Genomic DNA, 20,528 nt, shown 5'->3' with positions numbered 1-20,528 from the left:
GTTTTAAACCCAGGTTGAGATCGGCCTGTTATGATCAACTGACACTGACTAAAGTTTTTCCAAACAAAAAAAGGCGCACTTGCTAACAACACTTATTAAGGGTGCCTCTCAAGTTGGTGCGCCTACCATGGTATAGCAACACAGGCAAAAAGGATGCCGGATCAGCAACTAAAGCTCCTGCACGATTGGTTGCGAATAACCATTTTAGAAATCCCGTGGGTATTATCAAGTACCTGTAAGGCCCAGGCATGCACTGCCTGCGCCGTATTACACATATACGGCTATATGTATCATTTCCCTATCTGCCGCCATCCCGGCAGTTATAAATATTATTAACTTCTTATTTCACGGCGCATAAAAATATAATAGCCTATTGCAAAGCAAACCACTGTTGATGCCACCAAACCGCTTACCTGCGGCCATACAATCATCAGGCTTTCTTTGAAAGGTAAGGGAGCAGGAATAGCACCTGCCATTTGTTCCATCGTAACAGGTCCAAGGCTGCGCACCGAAGGCATTAATAAGGTAGTGGTAGCATCAGTATACAGCTGGCTGGGCGATACACGGAGCAGCGTTAAAATAAGCTCGTTGTAACGGGCAATCTGTTGGGGCGCCAGGAAATCCGGGTCTGGTAACACGGTACGCACTGCCAGGTTTACCAGTATCTGGTAAAACACTGTAAAAAAAAGCCAGATACCAATAGCGGTCAGGGCTGAGGTAGCTGCCTGCTTCAGTCCGATAGACAATAGTATCGAAAGACTTAACCAGAAACCAACATATAAAATACTGATCGCAACAAATGCCAGTATTCTCAACAGTTCCTGCGGCTCCATCCTTACGCCTGTAATTAAAAGCCCTCCTCCAATCATCAGCAATACCAGCGCAATGAACAGGGTACTTACAATGATAAGCGTGCTTACAAATTTTGCGAGCAAGAGGTTGTCCCTGTAAACCGGCTGCGCCATCAGCCTGATCAATGTTCCGTTATTTTTTTCAGTATTGACGGCATCAAACCCGAGGCTGATACCGAGGAGGGGCCCGAGAAAGCTCAGGAAAACGTGAAAGGGTGGCATCGAGTTTTCGGTAGCCGTCAATAGCTTAAGATATAAAAAAATATGATCCGGATCGGTAGTATTACCCATGGCCTGTTTAAGGTTGCCCAGCGACACATACATCGATGCCATGAAGGTGAGTACAATAAGCAGAAACAATACCATAAACCGCCAGCTACGTATATGGTCAGCCATTTCCTTGCTTACTATTACCCAAAAGGGACTATTAGCCTTGTGCAGCCTGGTTTTACCGGGTTTTGCGCTTTTTAAAGAAAGACTTTTTGATAACATGATCTGACTTTTCATTTGCTCTGTCTTCTGTTGAATTATGTTCGAAATATTTCTGATAAATGTCTTCCAGCCCGTACTCCTTTCGCTGCACCCCTATAACGTCAAAGCCTTTATCTACAAATAGTTTTACAAGGCGGGCTGTTATATCATTGCTGCATGAAAAATGGATGGTATTGCCCACGACTTCCGTTTTTTTGATCACATCCCAGTCCTCTGTCTCCTTATCCAATGGCAGCGGCTCAAGCGGAGCAGTATTTAATGTAATAGCCGTGGTATAACCTTCCCTGTTAAACAGGTTGCCCGACAGCGAGTGTATGCTACCCTCAGCCAGAAGCTTACCCTTTACAAAAATGCCCACCCGGTCGCATACCTGCTGTACCTGGTGTAAATGATGAGAAGAAAGCAATACAGTAAGTCCATGCTTAACACTCAGTTCTTTGATCAGGTTCAGAAAGTCTTTAACCCCCGCCGGATCAATGCCCAGCGTAGGTTCGTCCAGTATAATTACTTCCGGTTTTTTGATAAGCACGTCCGCCAGGCCCAAACGTTGCTTCATACCCCGCGAGTAGGTGGATGTTTTTTGATGCATATAGGCCGAGAGCCCAACCACCTGCATCATTTCTTCGGCACGGCTTTTTACTTCCCGTTCCGGCAAGCCATTTAGGCGTCCCAGGTATACGAGGTTGTCAAGGGCTGTCATAGTATCATAAAAACCTACACTATCCGGCATATACCCCAGTTTTCTTTTGACTTCAATAGGGTTTGACGTAACATTGATACCAGACACCCAGGCACTGCCTGCCGTAGGTTCGCTGAGACCCAGCATCATCAATATGGTAGTTGTTTTACCGGCTCCGTTAGGGCCCAGGAGGCCAAATATCTCCCCCTTCGTAATATCAAGGTTTAGTTCATCAACTGCCTTAAGGGGGCCATAGCATTTGGTTAATCCCTTTAGCTGTATAATAGGATCCATCTGTAATTGTTAGGTGATGAATGCCGCCGGCGGCGGCAACAATTTTTGCGAACATGCTGTGGCAGTGTAGCTGCTGCTGTCCCTATCACTTGCTACCTTCTGCCATACTTACGTACCAGGTAATAAACCAGGGCTATAGCTGCCAGAATAACTAATATGCCAATCCAGCCTGAAAGCAGGGAAGTAGTTACTACCAGCCGGAAGTTGGCCTGGGCCGAACTGGTCGTGTTCTTGACGCTGAAGGTACCGGCATAATCTCCGGCTATGGTTTTATCAGGCACTTTAACCGTAACGGTTATGTTTGCAGTTTTGCCGGGTTCTAGTTGCTGTATTTTGACAGGTTCAAAAGTTGACTCCCATTGAGGAGGTAATTGCCCCGACAGCTCCAGCTCATTTAGTGGTAATGTACCTGAATTTTTTACGACCAGCTGAATTTCACTGCGGCTACCTGAAGTGATCTCCTCACTTAATCGCCCGGTGGGCGTGGTGAGTTCAAGAGCGTAAGATCCTCTTACCACTGCCTCCAGGTGAAGCAGCAGGGTATCTGCCTCCGAAACAGCTTTTACAGGCAACCGGTACTTATCAGGTTTTGCAGCAGCCGTTGCATTGACCTCTATTGAAATGTCCTGCGACTTTCCACTGTCGAGGTTTAAGGATCGAACCTGGCTACCCTCCACCCGGTAAGCAATCTGCCATCCGGCAGGCAGATCTGTTTTTAATTCATAAACACGGGACACAGAAGAGCCGTTGTGCAGTGTAGCAGTATAACGGAAGGTTTCGTTAGTAGGCGCTTCTATATTCATGAGGCGGGCGGTAAAGGTATTTTTACCATCGGCTCCGGGTGAGGGCTGCTGGGCCCATAATGAATAACACCAAAAATAAATAACAACAACAAGAGACAGCCGCAATGCGCTCTTACGAGTAAATAAAGATTCTGTTAACATGATCTAATAACTAAAATTTATAATTGTAGTTTGTAAAAAATGTCTTTTGAATAATTTGTTACCAGTAACGTTTTATAAAATGGCCCGCTAATTTAAAAATTGAAAATTAATTTCAAAAGTATTTTTTATTTTTTTTTGCATCGCCGCGATGCTTCTCTGCAAAAAACCTTTGTATACCCTTTCAAGGATGGCACCGGCACCTTAATCCCAGTAACCATACCTAAAATATGGGCAGGAGACAACCTCTTTTATATTTTGGCTTTCAATTTTGTAAAACATTAACCGGATACCTGCTGGTTTTGAAAGCGAAATTTTGACAGAAAAAAATGTCAGCAAAACTGAAAAAAATGCGGTTGTACACCAGGTGGTACAGCCTTTGTTTTTAAGTTGTACATAACAGCATGCTGTAATATTCTTTCAATTATTGTTTAACTAAATTAAAAGGAGGTTGATTATGTCACTCATCAAAAGGAATGGAAATTTCCCATCATTCCCCACGCTGTTCGACGACTTATTTAGCCGCGAACTTTTTAACTGGAATAACAGTAATTTTTCAACTACCAGCACCACCGTGCCTTCGGTAAACATCAGGGAAACCGATAGCAGTTTCGAAGTGGAAATGGCAGCTCCGGGTATGGAGAAAAAAGATTTTCACATTTCGCTTGAAGGCAATACCCTTACTATTGCTTCTCAGAAACAAAGCAAACAGGAGCAGGAAGGTTATAGCCGCAAAGAGTTCAGCTATCAGTCTTTTCAAAGAAGCTTTGAATTGCCTAAAGATGTGGTGGATGAAGAAAATATTGCCGCCCGGTACGAGAATGGTCTGCTTCATTTAACCATACCTAAAAAAGAAGCCGCCAGGAAGAAAGCGCCACGGCTTATTGAAATTGGTTAAAACTATTACAGGCTCGTAAGAAACGGGCCTTTTATTTTTTTGGTTTAAAGCATGCACCATGAACGAAGTGTTTAATATTACCATAGATATGAAAGTGGCTGAAGGCTATATTGAATATGGCCGCTTTTTTGTGAATACAGCAATAGACGCTGCGCAGGACAGTTTTGAACAGCTGCCCAGCCTGCCGTATACAAACAACGACCTGCTCCTTCGCCTTAGCCTTGTACGATCAGGCAGCCTGCCTGATGAAGTACTGGCTACTAAATACTGTACGCTCAACGAACTGGGCCATGCCTGCCGCCTTATTACGCGTGAGCTATTCAAATACTACAATCTCGACCAATAAATACCCGGTAATACGTTATGAATGCCGTATTGATTTCTTTATGCCAGGTATGCCTGGTCATACTGGCCTTAATATTTTTATTGCGAAAGGTAAAACAACCTTATATAGTGGCCTATATGCTGGCCGGTATACTACTGGGCCCGCAGGTTGCCGGTACCATCGTCAATACCAGAGAAATTGAAGCCATTGGCGAAATCGGTATTTTGTTGCTCATGTTTTTCCTGGGCATGGAGGTAGATGTACCCGACAGCCGTAGCCGGCTGGCCAGGCCCGTCACAATGCAGCTGATCAAAATAATACTTTCGGTTCTTTTTGCTTTTCTCGCCGGCAGGCTGGTTAACTGGCCGCTGGCCCTCATTATGCTTACAGCCATGTTGTTTATTTTTAACAGCACGGCTGTGGTTACCGAGTATCTCCGTAAAAACGGAGAACTATCTACTCCCCTGGGGCAAACGATACTGAACATACTGGTGTTCCAGGATGTATTGCTGGCACCCGCCATTATGGTGCTTCAGTTTTGGGGCAATGGTACTGCAGCGCCGGGCAGGCTGATATTGCCTGTTGTAATATCTACGCTGGTAATACTGTTGTTTCGTTATATGCGAAACCGGGGCCGGTTCCGGCCTCCCTTTTCGCTTCAGGCAGTGCACCGCGATCATGACCTGCAGGTGTTCGCAGGGTTATTTATTTGCATAGGATTTGGTGTAGTAGCCGAGCTGGCCGGTATGAGCAGTGCGCTCGGGAGTTTTCTTGCCGGCATCATCATCGGGAAAATGAAGGCATTTAACTGGCTCGAACGCTCCCTGCTTCCTTTCAAAGTATTCTTTACCGCCCTGTTCTTTCTTTCTGTAGGGCTGCGGCTCGATGTATTGTACATAACAGCAAACTATACCACTGTACTTACGGCAACACTACTTGTGTTGATCAGTAACTACCTCTTATCGGCTATTGCTTTTCGCATGTTAAAGTATCAATGGAAAGAAAGCTTTTATGGAGGCGCACTTCTTTCGCAAACAGGCGAGTTTGGCATCCTGGTACTGTCCTTAGCCTACAAATCAGGGATCATCAACTATGACTTTTTTAAGGCAGGTATCGCTATTACCGCCCTGTCCTTGTTGATCTCTACTGTATGGATATCCGTTTTCAGGCATTTTTTTTACCAACCCCGGCTTGCGTAAACGGATGCCGGCAGGATGGCCGGCGGATCGGAACTGTTGCCTGGAGCACCTATATCAGGTAAGGTGATAAAACAGGTTATCCGGTTTTTCTAATGTACATTTAAATCAAACTTATTTCCGGTTAAGCCAGAAGAAGACCGTTGGCTGAGACACGAGCCCTATCAAACATTGCTGGCAAAATATGGACCTTTTGCGGCGATGGGTGGTCTTTTTACAGGAAACTGATGGCGGCCTGTTTTATTGATATATCATTCAACCCAATGACAAGAGAAGATATTTTACAGTTACGCTTGTGGAACCAGGGTTTAACTACCAATGGTTTCGAAAAGCCACAGGATGTTGTAGCGCATTTAGGAGCTATGCAGGCACAGGACTATAATATGAGCACCTGGGCAGCCGGCCTTCGCCTCAGCACACCCAACAGCGCTGCTGTTGAAAGCGCCATCAACTCAGCTCAACTGATCAGAACCCATATTTTACGTCCTACCTGGCACCTGGTGCATTCAAAAGATATCCGGTGGATGATGAAGTTGTCTGCCCCCTATGTAAAAAAGGCAACACAGTTTGTTGATAAAAAAGAAGGCCTGACCGATGCATTATTTAAAAAGTGCCGGAACATCATAGAGCGCCTGCTCAACAAAGCCGATCACATTACGAAGGAGGATATCCTTTCGGCTTTATCAAAGCAGCACATCACTGTTAGCTCTTTACTGGTAACACAAATCATCATCAGGGCAGAGCTGGAAATGCTGTTATGCAATGGAGCCGCTAAAAACACTTATGCCCTTTTCGATCAAAGAATACCGCCGGCCCCCTCCCTCTCCAAAACAGAATCTATCGTTCAACTGGCACAGCGCTATTTTCAATCGCGCGGACCGGCAACGGTAAAGGATTTTGCGTGGTGGAGTGGACTGGGCAGCCATGAAGCTAAAACAGGCATTGCAGAACTGGGCAGCCAGCTGGAGGAATTTACTTTTGATGATCTGAAGTATTACTACTTTAATATTGAAAATAAAATACCTGCCTCCAAAACAGTTACATTACTGCCCTGCTATGATGAATATACTGTGGGATATACCGAAGGTAGAAATATTGCTTTGCCCCCCGCTTTGGATAGCGCCATTATCGGTAACGGTATTTTTAAACCCATCGTGTTATATGGTAACGAGATGGTGGGTACCTGGCAAAAGAACCGGAAAACGGGGCTGGCCGAAGTGCAGTTACTGCCCGCGCCTAAAGCAATTCCGGCAAAAAAGCTCGACGAAGGCATCACCTGGTTTAACCGGTTTAACCAGGCCGGCAAGCAAGGTGCGTAATAAAGAGATACCGAGGAATGTTGGTGAAAACTACAACCAAGGCGAACAAAACGACAGCGATGGCGAACAATAGCAGTATTGCATGAGGTTACTGGTTGGTGTCAGATATGGCAAAGTATGTTTACCAGTTTATTAAAAGGATCCCGAACATAAAACCTTCTGACACCCCAGGGTTCATTTACCGGTCCATATTCTATTTTAAAACCAGCATCCTTCATTTTAATGAAAGCTGTGTCCAAATCATCCACTTCGATAGAGAGGTCTGGAACTGCTGTTCCGGAGCCTCCTTCAATGGCGAAACTAATTTGAATATCCATCTTGCTATCGCTGCCATAAGTTAATATCCAGCCATGATCCATTATACTTTGCAATCCTAGTATGTCCCTGTAAAATACCCGCGAAGCCTGCAAATGCTCCGTTTTAATATTCGGCACTATCCTTAAAACTTTCATTGTCTCTTTTACCAAACTTATGAAATATCTACCTGTTCCTGCCCCTGCCGGTGTTTTCACAGGCAAGGCCTGGCTCATTCCTAATCCTGCTTTAAGGGTATCACCATGTTCCAGGTTTTACTAACCTGGTAGGGCTTATCGCCTGACCCGGTTGCCGCAAACAGGTGCGTAGGTTTCCCGTTTTCGAACAATAAAAAAGGACGTTCAAAATTGGCCTGCCGGGTAACCGTTCCATCGTCCCATTGAATGGTGCGGGAGTAGGCTTTTACCGGGTTGGATAATGTCCAGTTCACACCGTTGGGTGAAGTAGCATGAATGCCTCCGCCCTCTTCGCCACAAATATGTCCAAACCGGTCTTTCATGATCAGCTCATACCGGTGGCCGGTCCACCATACAAAAGGGTCTTCCACGTCATTTTCTTTTTGCGCATTGCTCTTAAAATCAAATACCGGTTCTTCCGAAAGCCGCTGGTAAGGACCGCTATAACCCTGTTTCGACATAGCAGCACCTAATAATAAGGGAGGTGTAAGATCTTTAGAAGATGATTTATACATCAGGTAAACTGTTCCATCTGGTTTTACTACCGGCGAGGGATTGGAAGTAATCGTAGCATCCCATTTACCCGGTCTTGGCGCAATAACCGGCTGCGCTACACGCTTCCAGGGTCCTGTAATGCGGGGCGCCACAGCCAGTCCTACTCTTTTATTCATCCAGGCTTTTTGTGCCCTTCCGTCGGCCCATATATCGATATTATTACCTGGCACAGGAAAATCATAAGTATTGCCCATGTAAAAAAGAAGGTATTCATTTTTATATTTGGTGATCCTGGGATTATGGGTGGTTAACCCGTCAAACCATTGTTTACCACGGGCAGCCAATACAACTTCAGCAAAAGTATAAGGGCCCTCCGGCCTGTCGGCAACTGCTCTTACAATCTCCGAATTGGTTACCCATTTATCAAACCCGATTGCTTTGGGCCAGCGGGAGGCAAACATATGGTAGCGCCCGTCTTCGCCTTTTATAACAGAAGGGTCCCATACCCAATAATCATCCATCATAAAACCACCGCCTGTTACAGCCGGTAGCAGCTTATCGGCAAAACCTCCTCCTCGCGTTGTTGCCAATAAAGATATGGGATCACAAAAAGCGGGCAATACAATACCGGCTGATAGCTGCTTCATAAAGGTTCTTCTTTCCATCCGTTAAAAATACGGGGAATCTATTGTTGCGGCATAAATCACTGCAACTAAAAGCATATTTCTATAACCCAATCGCTTGTATGGTGATAGGTGTTAAAAATGTGCACAGCAACCGGTGTTTTGTTTAAAATGAATTATATTCACTTACAAAACTAATGAATGAAGAATTGCCTTGCTGCCTGCTGCCTGTTATTAAGCCCGTTACTGTTTGCTCAAAAATTTACGGATACCGGAACAATTTTCATTTCGGGGAAAGTAACCAATGCTCCCAAAAACTATGCAGAATATTCGCAAACCGGTTTTGTGGATGACCGTACCTCCTCTTTTATACTGGGCGGAGACGGCACCTTTAAGCAAGCCATAACTATTGAAGGGCAAACCCAGGACATAACCTTCTATCTTGAAGATACCGGGTTCACTTTCACAGCTACTGCCGGGGATAGTATCCAGCTCAGCTGGGATGCCACCCATTTTGAACAAAGTTTTAAGGCCCGGTCGCGCCGGCCGGATGCAGATACCATTTTGCAGGGGCAATGGTTTTTACACCAGCAGATAGATCATTATTTTGGCGGTTTGCAAAATGCTTTAGCCCAAAATAAATCCCTGCCGGCAGAAGAAAAATTTGCTTTAATTAATACCGCCTTTAATAAGGAGGTTGAAGCCCTCAGCGCAGCCTTCCCCCATCATGAGGCCACCCGCCAAAAGCTCTATACCGATTTATACTACCGCTATACCCATTTACTTTTCAGCAAAAGGCTGCTGGGTCAATTCGCCCTGCATTATACCGCATCAGGCAATAATCCTGTCGATCCGGGATTTGCCTGGCAACCGCAGTTCAAAATTTTAAATGAGTCAACATTTTGGACGCATCCCCTTTACCGGGCATTTTTATTTGATTATTGCCGCTTTGCCCCTCAGCAACTTTTTACGGGAGTGGCGAGCCTGTCTCCCCATCGAAATAACTTTCCTGCCTCAGCCCATTATATGGGCAAGTCGCTGCTCGATATAAAATCCATCCGGGATTGGTTTCTGACCCAACACCTGCTGCTCAGCTTTGACAGTTATAATTTTTTGCAGGCCGAAGCTATTTATAAAGAGTTCAGGCAGGAGTTGTCTGATCCGTTTTTAAAAAACAAGCTGGAGGCCGGCTATACCAGTTCCCTTACCTTAAAGCCCGGTAAGCCCGCTCCTGCCCTGGCGCTTACCAATGCCAAGGGGCAACCTGTATCCCTGAAAGACTTTGCAGGCAAGATCGTTTACCTCGATTTCTGGGCCACCTGGTACGGGCCCTGTATTGCCGATATTCAGGCGAATAGCCGGCAATTACATCAACGGTACCAGGGCAAGGATATTGCTTTTATCTCCGTTTGCGTGGGCTCCGAAGCCGGCCAATGGAAGGAGGCAATAAAAAAATACGATATGAGCGGATCGGTTAATTTATACGCACCCGGAGGCCTGGACGATCCTTCTGTGAAAGCCTACCAACTGAACGGTGTGCCCCGTTATATCCTGATTGATAAAAACGGTAAGATCATCAACAATAATGCCCCCTTTATGCTCGAATTAGTCATGAGCACCACTAACGAAATAGACGAAGCCCTGGCCCGCTAAACCCTGATAAGCGCTGCTGCAGAACTTCTGCACCAGCCACCTGCAAAGCGGCATTGCTTTTGCAACCGCTTCAAAGCAACAGCATTGGTTGCAGGTAAAGAAATGCCCCATGAAGATCGCAACATTTAATATCAATGGTATTAACGGCAGGCTGCCGGTATTATTGAAATGGCTGAAAAGTACAGCGCCCGATGTGGTATGCCTGCAGGAGCTGAAAGCACCGCAGGAGAAGTTTCCCGAGGCGGCCCTGCAAAAAGCAGGCTACCACGCGGTATGGGTGGGACAAAAATCATGGAACGGTGTGGCCATACTATCCCGCCAACCGATACAGGAGCTGAGGCGAGGCTTACCCGGCAACCGTACCGATACCCATAGCCGCTACCTGGAAGTGATTACCTATGAAAAAGTGATTGCCTGTATCTACCTGCCCAACGGCAATCCATGGCCCGGGCCTACATTCGATTATAAGCTGGCCTGGTTTAAAAGGCTGATCCGACATGCCAAAAAACTTTATGCCATGGAGCTGCCGGTTATACTGGCGGGCGATTATAACGTGATGCCCACTGAGCTGGATGTATATAAACCTGAAAAATACCTGGAGCATGCACTATTTAGAAAAGAGATCCGTGCGGCTTATCAAAGCCTTCTAAAACAGGGATGGACGGATGCCCTGCGTACCCTTTATCCTAATGAGCCCATTTATACGTTCTGGGACTACCTGCGTCATGCTTGGGAGCGCAATGCCGGCCTGCGGCTCGATCATTTTTTGCTAAGCCCACTGGTGGCCACCCATCTTCAATCCGGCGGTGTTGATACCCGGGTACGAGGCTGGCCCAAAGCCAGCGATCATGCCCCGGCCTGGATCGAAATTAAAGAGTAAGTTCAAAGCATTCGCCAAGCCATCAACCCATTGCTATCATGCCAGAGAAACAGGTGCAGCACCAACATTGCTCACCGGCTGGTAAAAGCTTCCCAGGCAGATTAGTATACATGCTGACCAAAAGGATACTATCAGTAGCCAAACTGTTATCAAATACCCGGAGCTACCCCGAAACTTAAAATACGGGTATCTATATATCTTCAAAGGAAAATAGTATTATTGCGTAAGAGCTGCCGGTTTGTTTTATAAGCCAGGAAGATTGTAAAGAAGAACCTATAAAAATAAAATATGAAAAAAATACTAACTGCCTGTATCGCCCTTGCATTGGCTATGCCTGTGTTTGCTCAAAAAATGATCAGGAACTATAGTTTTGAATATGTAGACGCGCTGGGTAAGCCCATCAGCTGGGCGCCTCAAAATTCAGATGGTAAGTATGCGTTTAGCCTGGATACCCTGGTAGCCAGAACCGGTAAACTATCTGTTTTAATTAAGCGAAAACCCGATACCGGGCCGGAGAAAACGATTGGATTATGCAATACGTTGATCACCCGTGCACTTTTAACCGGCAAAAAGAAGATCACCATTACAGCCTATATTAAAACAGAAAACGTTACAGAAGGTGTGGCCAGCATCTGGATGCAGCTAAACGGCAACGGACGCATAGTAGCCGATAAAAACTCGGACGCCCATGGCGTAAGCGCAACCCAGGACTGGACCCAACACACCATAGAGCTTCCGTTAAGCGAAGAAGTAGGTTCCATTGGCTTCGGCTGCAAAATGAGCGGAAAAGGAAATGCCTGGTTTGATGATTTTGAAGTGCGGGTAGATGGCGTATTGCTCGAATAATTGACCGGGCGTTTATTCTGTTACATCGTCGTATTGCCAGGCCAAAGAGAAGCAGGCCCGGGAAAGCGCCCGGGTTGAAAACGCAGACTACGGGAACAGCATCTATATCCTAACCCAACGTAGTTAAAAAAATAATGTAAACCAATAGCCGGGCACCTACTGCTGAGTTACCCGGAAAGTAAAGGGTTGGGCCTGCATGGACCGGCTCTTTTTTCCTCCCTCCAAAATAACAGGTTGCCATTGGCCTGACGAGAGCAGCACCACTCTTTTCAGTTCTTCTGCCATCCCATATCCCGGGTCTTTTATCACCATTACCGTATCAATGTGCCCTGCAGTATCAATAACAAACCGCACATAAGCTTCGTATTGCCCGGCAGGCGCTCCCTTTTTTACCGGCACGTCGCCGTTTACGTTAGCCACCAGGAATTTTTTCCATGCCTCTTTACCTGCTGCGAAAACGGCCGGCCTTTCTATTTTGGGAAACGGGTTCCGGGGTACCGTATCAAGGCTTCCGGTGGCCGATGCATGGCGCGGCTTACCAATAGCAATTGCCAGCAGTATAGCAGCAACCGGTAAACAACCATATTTCCAATTTGTATTTTTCATATTCTTAAAGCATTTCTTTTTTTAACAATATATAACCCAGGCCCTGGTCACCTTTACCCCCTACCTGTTCAATTGCATGTATTCAAAATGCGGGATGTTAATACACCATATAACCCTGGTGCAGGTTGGCATATCTCACAAGCAATACGGCAGGCTATACGAATTTAGCTATATGCCGGCTAAAGCCCAGCAAAGCCCTGGTCATTATTTTGTTTATTTATACCAATAAGCCCGCCATTGTCCAAAAACAACAGGCCCCGCCACAGCCCGCCCTCATCCGCTATACGGGAAAAATACCCGGTTGGCTGCCCATAGCCGCCCCTTACCTTTAGGCCCAACCACTCCAGGTTATTGATGTTTAAAACCCACTACTATGCCCAACGGCCAATACCTTATTTGTTACGATTTAAATGAAGCTATGGAAAACCAGGTATTGGAACACCCCTCTGCCTTTTTAAAAAAACTGGGCATCGGCTTCCAGTCTTTCTCCTGGGACTGTACCCTTAACCAGTGTATTTTTAAAGGCTGCACCAATATGCCCGCCCAGGCGCCCTCCCACTTTTCGGTACTCAGGTATTATGAAAATTGATGACCAGCCTATAAAACTCCTGCAACATGAATAAACCCCGCATGACACAGGTTTACTACTTCCAGCACCTCGGTATTGCTGCCTACCGCGTTACCGACGGCCAAACTGACTGGGTTTTGCTAAAGATCGAAGATCCCCGGATAAAAGCCAGGCGATTTATTTCCCTGGCCGCTTTTGAGCAGGAATATCAACACCTGCAGCAAAGCGCCTGGTACCAGCTTAACCATAAAAGGTTTAGGCTTATAGAAGCATATGATGCAGGCTCTCCAGTGCCCGGTGCCGAAGAATGGGAGCAATTTATGGCGGGTATTGATAACAGGCAATAATAAACGCTACTTCTTATTGCCCGTTCATAGCCTACCTAATTACAATAACTACGGTCTACATATACTTTGCTACCACCGGCGGTATAATAATAGCAGCCTCCCCTTGGACCCGTATGGTATACCCTGCCCGAAGCAGATTTGCGGGTACCTGTTGTTCTCTTTAGACTACCGGCTTTATTGTCAGTGTTACCAGCACCTGCCGAAGCCGTTCCATATTTATAAGAAATGGCGCTCACCTTTCCCTGTGATGGTGTAGCATTGGCATAGTCCCAGGTATTGTCGCTATACAAATTAACGGTGGTGCCGTTCTTTGTTTTTACAACATGTAGTAAGGTCTTTTGCGCGCAGGACGCCTGCGTTATCAAACTAAAAATAAAAATGATGATGAGTCGGTTCATGATACTGTATCGGTAATTTCTGTTATTATAATATTTTGCTGATAATTATGGACAGTGGTTAACAGCTCTTTCCTGTACTTATAAATATCATCCAGTGATTCCAACAATTTCCGTTCTCCATTGTCTTTTCCATTATGAAAAAGTTCGAGATATTTTTTAGAGAAATTGAAATGTAACCGGGCCAGGGGTTTCCGGTTATTATCGTCGAGCAAGATACCGAAATAAGATTGAGTATCTCTGAACGCAATAGGCGCGGCCGGAACGGTTTCTCTTAAAATAGCCTTTACAATCTGCGAGCCTTCTATCTCTTCCTCTGTTGTAATCGCTTTCTGGGCTTCTGTATTTTCGTCAATAGGCGCGATCATTTCTTCCTGCTGCTGTGAGGGAATCTTGTCATTCATACTCAGGGCATTTTTTAACCGGTAGCTAATGGATTCGTTGATGGAATTGGATATGGCTCTCCGTGTATATTCTTTAAAAGTGCTGAGCCGGGAGGCAGTCAAAGGTTTCTCAAAAAAACGGTTTACCAACAGCTTCACCAGTTCATCTGACGGATCCTGCAATTCTTTTTCAAATTCGCCGCGAACAGCTTTTATATATTTCAATGCTTCCGCCGAATCGAGAATACTATCCAGACTATACCCTTGTTTTGTAAAATTTTCCAGGATCTTCAGGTTAGAATCTTTAAGATTAGCGATATCCAATGTAAAAAAGGGTTTATCATCCATGATATTGGGTCGCTCCAGGTCGGTAAAAAAGTTATAAACATGACCGTTGGTTAAAACACCGAAACGCGATTTCGAAACGTGGAAGTACCGATGCAACTGAGAGTTGTGTGCATCTGCTTTTTCTTTCCAGTGTTTACATTCAATTATAAGTATGGGCTCACCATCTTTTTTGATTACATAATCGATCTTCTCTCCTTTTTTTGTACCAATATCACATATAAACTCCGGGATCACTTCGGTAGGATTAAAAATATCATACCCTATAATTTGTATAAAGGGCATCACAAAAGCGTTCTTGGTCGCTTCTTCCGTATTGATCTGGTCTTTTAATGCATCCACCCGTTGATGCAGTTGTTCAAGCTTTAGTTTGAGATCATTTTCCATTTGCGTAGTTTTTTATTTGAAAGGGCAAAGAGCTGCCACTAAAAAAGTGGTTCCTCGTTCAAGCTAAAATAGTATACCCCGCATTCTCTTATTTACGGGAAACCGTATTGCGCTCATTTTTATTGATCCTTCAACTTATGTTAATGGGCAGTATTGGCTGTATGCCTGGCCCGCCGCCACTCCCAGGGCGCTACAGGGTTACGATCCTTCCAAACGCCTACCCTTGCCTGCCTGGCTTTATTTTCCAGGTTGGCATAGATAGTGTCATCCGAGTGTTTTTTAAAATGCCAGGCCAGTCCATTTTTCACCAGTTCTTTATTAAGGTTGCAGCGATCAGACAGGATCACTTCGGCAATCAGCCGGTGATTGCGATCGTATTTATCATTATGTGCTAATGATACATACCTGCCAAATGTTCGATCGGAAACAAATGCTTTCGCCCGCGCCCCAAAAGGCTGCTTTTTTTCACGGCAATCAATATGTGCCAATCTTACTACTTGTTCTTTTCCATCCATCAATACCGCAAAAGTGTCACCATCTTTTATGCCGATTACTTTGTAAGTCGGCAATTGAGCGGGGCGATGATTGGAAGACGCGGCTGTATAAAATAAACCGCTTTGATGCAGCTCCTCCTCCGGGTTCGAACAAGGTACAAACAGGATTGTAAAAAAGAAGCAGCCAAAACATATCTTATATATTTGGCTCACCCTCATATGATACAGGATTTGTAGCTAACTGGTTCTATTTTTAACGCCGACAGCTTCGGTAAAATCGGATTTTTAAAAATCAAATGTCATAAAAAAACAAGCGAAAGCCACACCAGACAGCAATAAAAAAATGAGTGCTATAGTCACTACTTTATATACATTAAACTCAGCCGGATCCGTCCGTTTGTCGCTCCTGCCAGTTTCAAAACATTCGAGCTCGCCTGTACCCGAAGTCATCCTGGCTTTTACCGTAGTAGTATTTGTAGAAATCGATACTGATTTCAACGCCTGCGGCATCTGGTGTTGATTAAGCTGGTTAATAAAATTTCTCTTATGTTCGTTTAACCATCGTCTTACCAGGTGGGGCTTTTCACGGGCTTTTAAACGGTTAACAGATTCAACGATCTTTTCGAGGTAGCTTTTATACACTTCTCCGCTATGAGTAGACTGCTTTTTAGCTTCTTCAATTCTCTTCCTGTTTTCTTCATGTTGCCGTTCATTTTCGGCGATCCAGTTTTTATATCTTTCCTTTAACCCGGTTTGGTCCCTTTCTATCTTCTGTTGTTCTGCTTCCAGTTCTAAAATAAAAGCCTGCATCAGGCGAAGCTTCTCTTCGTTTAGCTTTTCAAGCTCTTTATCGAGATCACGTTTACCGGCAACGTCCTGTATTAATGTAAAAAGCCCCCGTTCATTTACAAACTTGGCTATTTCCTGGCTACTCGTAAAATAAATCGTATCATAAAGGTTCAGCAACTCCTGCGTTCTCCTGAAATAATCTTTCAGGCTATTGGGGTTGATCTCACAAAAAACTACCAGGTACCGATCACTTGCCGCTATCAGATTCAGATCCCCGACCTCCTTTAAGTTAAAGTCGATCTTTGTAAAGTCTTTAGGATTTCTGACCTGGAAATGATCAGAATGGGTTACCTGGATAATATCCTGCTGTACATTCTTTTTTTCGAGGTAATCATGAAATTCATTCAGGCAATTCACGGTAATGGCTTCCCCGGCAACCTTATCTGAAAAAAGCAGGCTGGAGCCGATAAAAGTACCTCCTCTTTCAGAGCCCTGCTCTTTTGCAAAACTGTATACAGAATAGGAAACAAGACAGCTACCATTAACCATTTCTTTCCTGATGGCATAAAGCCGGCTATGGGGAAACAGCCTGATAGCATCTGTTTTTAAATCGAAGGTTTTAATACTCTTAGCCAGACCCCGATCAGCGCCTGCATTAAAAAAAGTTTGCTTAAACCCATTCGGATTTCCAAAAGTGCCGAATGCAATAATATTAACTTGATGGCTCATTATTTTACCAGGCTAAATTTGATCCTTTCCCAAAAAGTACCTTCATAATCCAGGTCATATCCTACTATACTATGGTATAGCCATTTTGATAAAATTTCGGCAGTTGCCAGGCTCAGCAGTCCAATACGTTCTTCGCCACTACCACTTTGAATATCCCCGATGGTGTAATAGGTTTTACTTAAGCCATAGGTATCAATACGCTGGCTCGTTCTGCTTAACCGTTCATTAACGAATTGATCTAATTCATCCGCATTTACCACATTCATCTTACCCGACTTATCCCATTTGGAAACCACCAGGATCACATTGATCGTTTTCAGGTTTTTCCCTTTTCGCTCCAGTTCATCCAAAAACTCGTTGATCACTGTATCTTCTTTATGAGCCGACTCATAACCTGTTACGATAATAAAGGTGAGTGGAATATTAGCGCTGATATATGAATCTATACTGCTGTGATAAGTACCTCCTCTTTTTATCTCATTGTGATTCTCTCCTGATGTTTCGAGAAAGGTGAGGTTAATGGGCACCACTTTCTTCGACCGGTTATTCGGTTCAAAAACCAGGTCCAGGCGCGTTACCTGGTCCCGCGTAGTACGGCCGGGTAAAATGCCCTGCCTGATATTTTCAAAAAAGTTAGATAGCAAAACCTGCGCTTCTTTTGTATTGGGTGTACCAATTTTAGGCCTTAAAACACCGGCCTGCGAGCTCAGGTAATACAACATGGATGAAAGGATAACCGACTTCCCCGACTTGGAAGTGCCAAAGAAGAAAACAAAATTGCTATCCTTACTTTTTATTTCTGTTGTATTCGTTTTGGTGAGCGGTACAAAGTCATCTTCCAAAACAGTTTTTTGAGGTTCAAATGACAAAGGCTTTAGTATGTCCTCGTTATCAAAAGTAAGGGGTTGTAGATTTTCGTTGTTCATTGTTTCAATTAGTTGTTAGGGATAAGAGTTTTACCGCTGCGTTTATTATTAAACACCGAGCCGCTGCTGTCGCTTTTTTTATGATCAGGATTGGTAACCAACAGGATGATGATCACAATAACAAAATCTAAAAGAATGCAGCCCGCCAGCACCACAAACTGGTACATCCCAAAATTCTTAACCGCATGATCAAAGGCATAACCTATTTTCCCCACATCCTGGGTTTTAGAAAAAACCGGCTCGAACTTAAATTTATTTTCTCCCAGTACGGTATGCGCCCTTACGCCCAGTTTATTAAATTCAGCCAACGATTCATCAATCAATCCCTGCGACAAATCATCCTTTTCTTTCTTGGGCAATAAAAGCAGGTCTTGTATCCGCTTATTCCATTTTAATACGGCATTATTGATATCGGTTTTCAAAGCCTGCTCTTCCGGCGAAAGATCGGAGATCATATTATCTATCTGGTTGCCCATTCTCTGGGCCAGGTCCTCATAATCGTTACGAATGGGTGTCAGCAGGTCTACTTTTTGCCCGGTAAGCTTTTCTATATCTCTTATCAAGGCCTGCGCCCGCTCTCCTATCCCTTTGTTACCGGGGTCTTTGATCTGCTCCATCAGCTGTTTCTTTTTGATCTCGATATTTTGCGTAGTTTCTTTATTATACTTATAGCTTAGTTTGGATTGTACGTCTGTTTCGAGGCCATTAAAACGTTCGTTGATATCGCGCAGTTCGGTAGTATAAATATCGGTTTTCATAAACCGCGTATAGAGTGCATTGAAATTGGCTATAAAACAAAAGGAGGCTATAAAAATATAGATCCACACCAGGCTGGACGAAGAGCGCCGTTCCATCTTCGCGGCCCTGATCATCCAGCATAGAAAAAGCAACAGTAGGGAAAGCACCAGTGCAATTACAAAAGAGGCAGCGCCAAATATTTGTTGCAAACCCAACCAGGTTTGGTAAAAGCTTACGCTGATGAGTAAGCATGCAAGAATAGCCAGGAAAAAATCGGTGGCAGAAATTTTACGGTTCATGTTCGTATTGTTAATTATTGGTAAAGAGAAATCCAAACGGTGGGTTGAGCCAGCCGCTGCTGTTGTTAAATCTATTCTGTGCAAAGCATTGATGCCAAAGATGCAGGACCATTTGCAGAGGATCAATACCAAAGCATCGATTGATAACAACTGCTTTGCAGGAACAAATCTATACCAGACTTGAAACACCAGATTACGGAAAACCGTAAAACATAAAATGATCAAAAAAAATGGCGGATCAACTTTAGGAAAAGCGACACCCCTTATCGTAGCTGCGGCGGGTTATTCAGCCGGATGGCTATTTTGAATATACTTATCGATAATGTAGCCCGTAATGGGTTTTAAGCGGAGCTGTGGTTTAGTAGGATGGGTACCCTCAAAGGTATAAAACTCCAGCTGCCTGTTTATTTTAGCGTACCAGACCCGGCCGATATCATTTATTGTAATGGTATCGGGCCGGGTTATTTTTTTAAAGCGGCGAAGCCTTACAGTGTCCACAGGTATCACGGCAACATCATCAATCTTCTGATCACAGGGCAGCGGCTCATAATGGTCTCCGGCCCAGTACATACATTGATTACTTAAGCCGCCTCCCAACAAGATCCCGCCCCCACTGCTATTATTGCCGTTGAAAACCAAAATGCCGGTAACCGATAATAGTATGGCAGCAATCAGGCCCCCTAAGGCGGTTTTTTTAACCGGTGTTTTGGGTGAAGCAAGCAGCACCGGTATGAGTGGCGGCTCTTCTTTGGGAGGGGCAGGGGTTGGCCCCGGCGCAGGTTGAGGTGCTTTAAGGTCTTCAACAGACTTATCTTCTTCTACCTTTTCAGGCGGGCTTTCCTGGTCAATTTCGATTTCCTCATTGACAGAAATGGCTATTGGTTGCCCTCCATTTTTTTTCCATTGTTCCAAAGGCCTGGGTTCGAAATCAATCAGCCATGCTAATAATTCTATATTTTTTTCATCAGTTTTGATAGCAGGATTATTTAGAAAATTAATCATAGCCTTTAGCTTACCAATATTCCAATTTTCTATAACCCATTCATAACCGTTTTCCCCCGGCGGTCCAAAGAAATCCCTTAAAGTCCTTTCATCCTTTTTTGTAAATCTGTCTTTGAAAACAATGAGACATTCATCTCTCAACCTGGCAGGTGTGGGCTGGCTCAAGTTGGAGGGAAGTTTACCTGCTGCCAGTTTTTTTTGATAATCCTGCAGCACCTGGTTTGTATAATCAACGAAAAGCATTCACAAAGATTATTTGATAAAGCTAACGGAATTTACGGAATTCCGTACCCCCAACCGGAATTTAAGCAAGAATTACGGGCATTACCGGAATGACCGGAATCGATTGCTAACCAACCTCTTACACCGATCTATTTTTGTATCCGAAAGCGATCAGGCTCCTTTGCTAAGAGCCAGCTGTACAGTATCTCTTTCACAGGGACAATAGAAAGTGGTAGCCGATAACCGGTTTGGGAAGCGTTTAAAAGCTCCCGCGATCTGTTCCCTACTCCCTTCCCAGCGGCAGTAAGAAGCGCT

The 20,528-nt window shown here is 44.6% G+C and carries 22 protein-coding genes; 9 read left to right on the top strand and 13 right to left on the bottom strand.

Annotated elements, in window-relative coordinates; genetic code table 11:
• Positions 1-332: 332 nt before the first annotated feature.
• The 3 genes from ACLOAU_RS21595 to ACLOAU_RS21585 form a co-directional block, all read right to left on the bottom strand.
• Positions 333-1,358 (bottom strand): ABC transporter permease, encoded by a 1,026-nt coding sequence (locus ACLOAU_RS21595; RefSeq protein WP_427863983.1) that lies wholly within the window; start codon positions 1,356-1,358, stop codon positions 333-335.
• Positions 1,300-2,316 carry an ABC transporter ATP-binding protein gene (locus ACLOAU_RS21590; RefSeq protein ID WP_427863982.1) on the bottom strand — a complete coding sequence of 339 codons (1,017 nt, stop codon included), beginning with the start codon at positions 2,314-2,316 and terminating at the stop codon, positions 1,300-1,302. The genes ACLOAU_RS21595 and ACLOAU_RS21590 overlap by 59 nt, the downstream gene beginning before the upstream one ends.
• Before the next feature lie 92 nt (positions 2,317-2,408).
• Complete coding sequence (locus tag ACLOAU_RS21585; protein ID WP_427863981.1) at positions 2,409-3,260, bottom strand: COG1470 family protein; 852 nt, start codon at positions 3,258-3,260, stop codon at positions 2,409-2,411.
• Between the two features lie 454 nt (positions 3,261-3,714).
• Between ACLOAU_RS21585 and ACLOAU_RS21580 the strand changes: the two genes are divergently transcribed.
• The 4 genes from ACLOAU_RS21580 to ACLOAU_RS21565 all read left to right on the top strand — a co-directional run bounded on the left by ACLOAU_RS21580 (position 3,715) and on the right by ACLOAU_RS21565 (position 6,995).
• Positions 3,715-4,155 (top strand): Hsp20/alpha crystallin family protein, encoded by a 441-nt coding sequence (locus tag ACLOAU_RS21580; RefSeq protein WP_427863980.1) that lies wholly within the window; start codon positions 3,715-3,717, stop codon positions 4,153-4,155.
• A gap of 58 nt (positions 4,156-4,213) precedes the next feature.
• Complete coding sequence (locus ACLOAU_RS21575; protein WP_427863979.1) at positions 4,214-4,501, top strand: hypothetical protein; 288 nt, start codon at positions 4,214-4,216, stop codon at positions 4,499-4,501.
• 17 nt (positions 4,502-4,518) lie between these two features.
• Positions 4,519-5,679: a cation:proton antiporter domain-containing protein gene (locus ACLOAU_RS21570; protein WP_427863978.1), complete on the top strand. Its 1,161-nt coding sequence runs from the start codon at positions 4,519-4,521 to the stop codon at positions 5,677-5,679.
• Positions 5,680-5,939: 260 nt separating this feature from the next.
• Positions 5,940-6,995 (top strand): winged helix DNA-binding domain-containing protein, encoded by a 1,056-nt coding sequence (locus ACLOAU_RS21565; RefSeq protein ID WP_427863977.1) that lies wholly within the window; start codon positions 5,940-5,942, stop codon positions 6,993-6,995.
• Between the two features lie 101 nt (positions 6,996-7,096).
• On the opposite strand, the gene ACLOAU_RS21560 is transcribed toward ACLOAU_RS21565, so the two are convergent.
• Both ACLOAU_RS21560 and ACLOAU_RS21555 read right to left on the bottom strand, forming a co-directional pair.
• On the bottom strand, positions 7,097-7,447 hold the full coding sequence (locus ACLOAU_RS21560) for a VOC family protein (RefSeq protein ID WP_427863976.1): 351 nt from the start codon (positions 7,445-7,447) through the stop codon (positions 7,097-7,099).
• 80 nt (positions 7,448-7,527) lie between these two features.
• Positions 7,528-8,628, bottom strand: coding sequence for a glycoside hydrolase family protein (locus tag ACLOAU_RS21555; protein ID WP_427863975.1), 1,101 nt, complete (start codon positions 8,626-8,628; stop codon positions 7,528-7,530).
• 177 nt (positions 8,629-8,805) lie between these two features.
• On the opposite strand from ACLOAU_RS21555, the gene ACLOAU_RS21550 reads away from it, so the two are divergent.
• The 3 genes from ACLOAU_RS21550 to ACLOAU_RS21540 all read left to right on the top strand — a co-directional run bounded on the left by ACLOAU_RS21550 (position 8,806) and on the right by ACLOAU_RS21540 (position 11,983).
• Positions 8,806-10,257, top strand: coding sequence for a TlpA family protein disulfide reductase (locus ACLOAU_RS21550; RefSeq protein WP_427863974.1), 1,452 nt, complete (start codon positions 8,806-8,808; stop codon positions 10,255-10,257).
• Positions 10,258-10,366: 109 nt separating this feature from the next.
• The gene (gene xth, locus ACLOAU_RS21545; protein WP_427863973.1) at positions 10,367-11,137 is read left to right on the top strand and encodes an exodeoxyribonuclease III; all 771 of its coding nucleotides are present in this window, start codon (positions 10,367-10,369) and stop codon (positions 11,135-11,137) included.
• A gap of 288 nt (positions 11,138-11,425) precedes the next feature.
• Entirely contained in the window at positions 11,426-11,983 is a 558-nt protein-coding gene (locus tag ACLOAU_RS21540) for a hypothetical protein (RefSeq protein WP_427863972.1), read from the top strand.
• Positions 11,984-12,139: 156 nt separating this feature from the next.
• Here ACLOAU_RS21540 and ACLOAU_RS21535 read toward each other — a convergent pair whose 3' ends face one another.
• The gene (locus tag ACLOAU_RS21535; RefSeq protein ID WP_427863971.1) at positions 12,140-12,589 is read right to left on the bottom strand and encodes a hypothetical protein; all 450 of its coding nucleotides are present in this window, start codon (positions 12,587-12,589) and stop codon (positions 12,140-12,142) included.
• 373 nt (positions 12,590-12,962) lie between these two features.
• Between ACLOAU_RS21535 and ACLOAU_RS21530 the strand changes: the two genes are divergently transcribed.
• Together ACLOAU_RS21530 and ACLOAU_RS21525 are read left to right on the top strand one after the other, a co-directional pair.
• On the top strand, positions 12,963-13,178 hold the full coding sequence (locus ACLOAU_RS21530) for a hypothetical protein (protein ID WP_427863970.1): 216 nt from the start codon (positions 12,963-12,965) through the stop codon (positions 13,176-13,178).
• 26 nt (positions 13,179-13,204) lie between these two features.
• Positions 13,205-13,504 (top strand): hypothetical protein, encoded by a 300-nt coding sequence (locus ACLOAU_RS21525; RefSeq protein ID WP_427863969.1) that lies wholly within the window; start codon positions 13,205-13,207, stop codon positions 13,502-13,504.
• 35 nt (positions 13,505-13,539) lie between these two features.
• On the opposite strand, the gene ACLOAU_RS21520 is transcribed toward ACLOAU_RS21525, so the two are convergent.
• From ACLOAU_RS21520 to ACLOAU_RS21490, 7 genes are all read right to left on the bottom strand, one after another.
• The gene (locus ACLOAU_RS21520; RefSeq protein WP_427863968.1) at positions 13,540-13,902 is read right to left on the bottom strand and encodes a hypothetical protein; all 363 of its coding nucleotides are present in this window, start codon (positions 13,900-13,902) and stop codon (positions 13,540-13,542) included.
• Positions 13,899-15,014 carry a type I restriction endonuclease gene (locus tag ACLOAU_RS21515; protein ID WP_427863967.1) on the bottom strand — a complete coding sequence of 372 codons (1,116 nt, stop codon included), beginning with the start codon at positions 15,012-15,014 and terminating at the stop codon, positions 13,899-13,901. Before ACLOAU_RS21515 ends, ACLOAU_RS21520 begins: the two co-directional genes overlap by 4 nt.
• A gap of 140 nt (positions 15,015-15,154) precedes the next feature.
• Complete coding sequence (locus ACLOAU_RS21510; protein ID WP_427863966.1) at positions 15,155-15,721, bottom strand: thermonuclease family protein; 567 nt, start codon at positions 15,719-15,721, stop codon at positions 15,155-15,157.
• Positions 15,722-15,793: 72 nt separating this feature from the next.
• Positions 15,794-17,026, bottom strand: coding sequence for a hypothetical protein (locus ACLOAU_RS21505; protein ID WP_427863965.1), 1,233 nt, complete (start codon positions 17,024-17,026; stop codon positions 15,794-15,796).
• A complete protein-coding gene (locus ACLOAU_RS21500; RefSeq protein WP_427863964.1) occupies positions 17,026-17,952 on the bottom strand; it encodes a hypothetical protein in 927 nt (308 codons plus the stop codon). The genes ACLOAU_RS21505 and ACLOAU_RS21500 overlap by 1 nt, the downstream gene beginning before the upstream one ends.
• A gap of 8 nt (positions 17,953-17,960) precedes the next feature.
• Complete coding sequence (locus ACLOAU_RS21495) at positions 17,961-18,989, bottom strand: hypothetical protein (RefSeq protein ID WP_427863963.1); 1,029 nt, start codon at positions 18,987-18,989, stop codon at positions 17,961-17,963.
• A 282-nt stretch (positions 18,990-19,271) separates the two neighbouring features.
• Entirely contained in the window at positions 19,272-20,234 is a 963-nt protein-coding gene (locus ACLOAU_RS21490; RefSeq protein WP_427863962.1) for a hypothetical protein, read from the bottom strand.
• Positions 20,235-20,528 lie beyond the last annotated feature (294 nt).

It is taken from the genome of Paraniabella aurantiaca, from assembly GCF_050309965.1.
GTDB lineage: Bacteria > Bacteroidota > Bacteroidia > Chitinophagales > Chitinophagaceae > Niabella.
The sequence above is the reverse complement of the archived record's forward strand: the minus strand, read 5'-3'. Positions and strand labels throughout refer to the sequence as shown.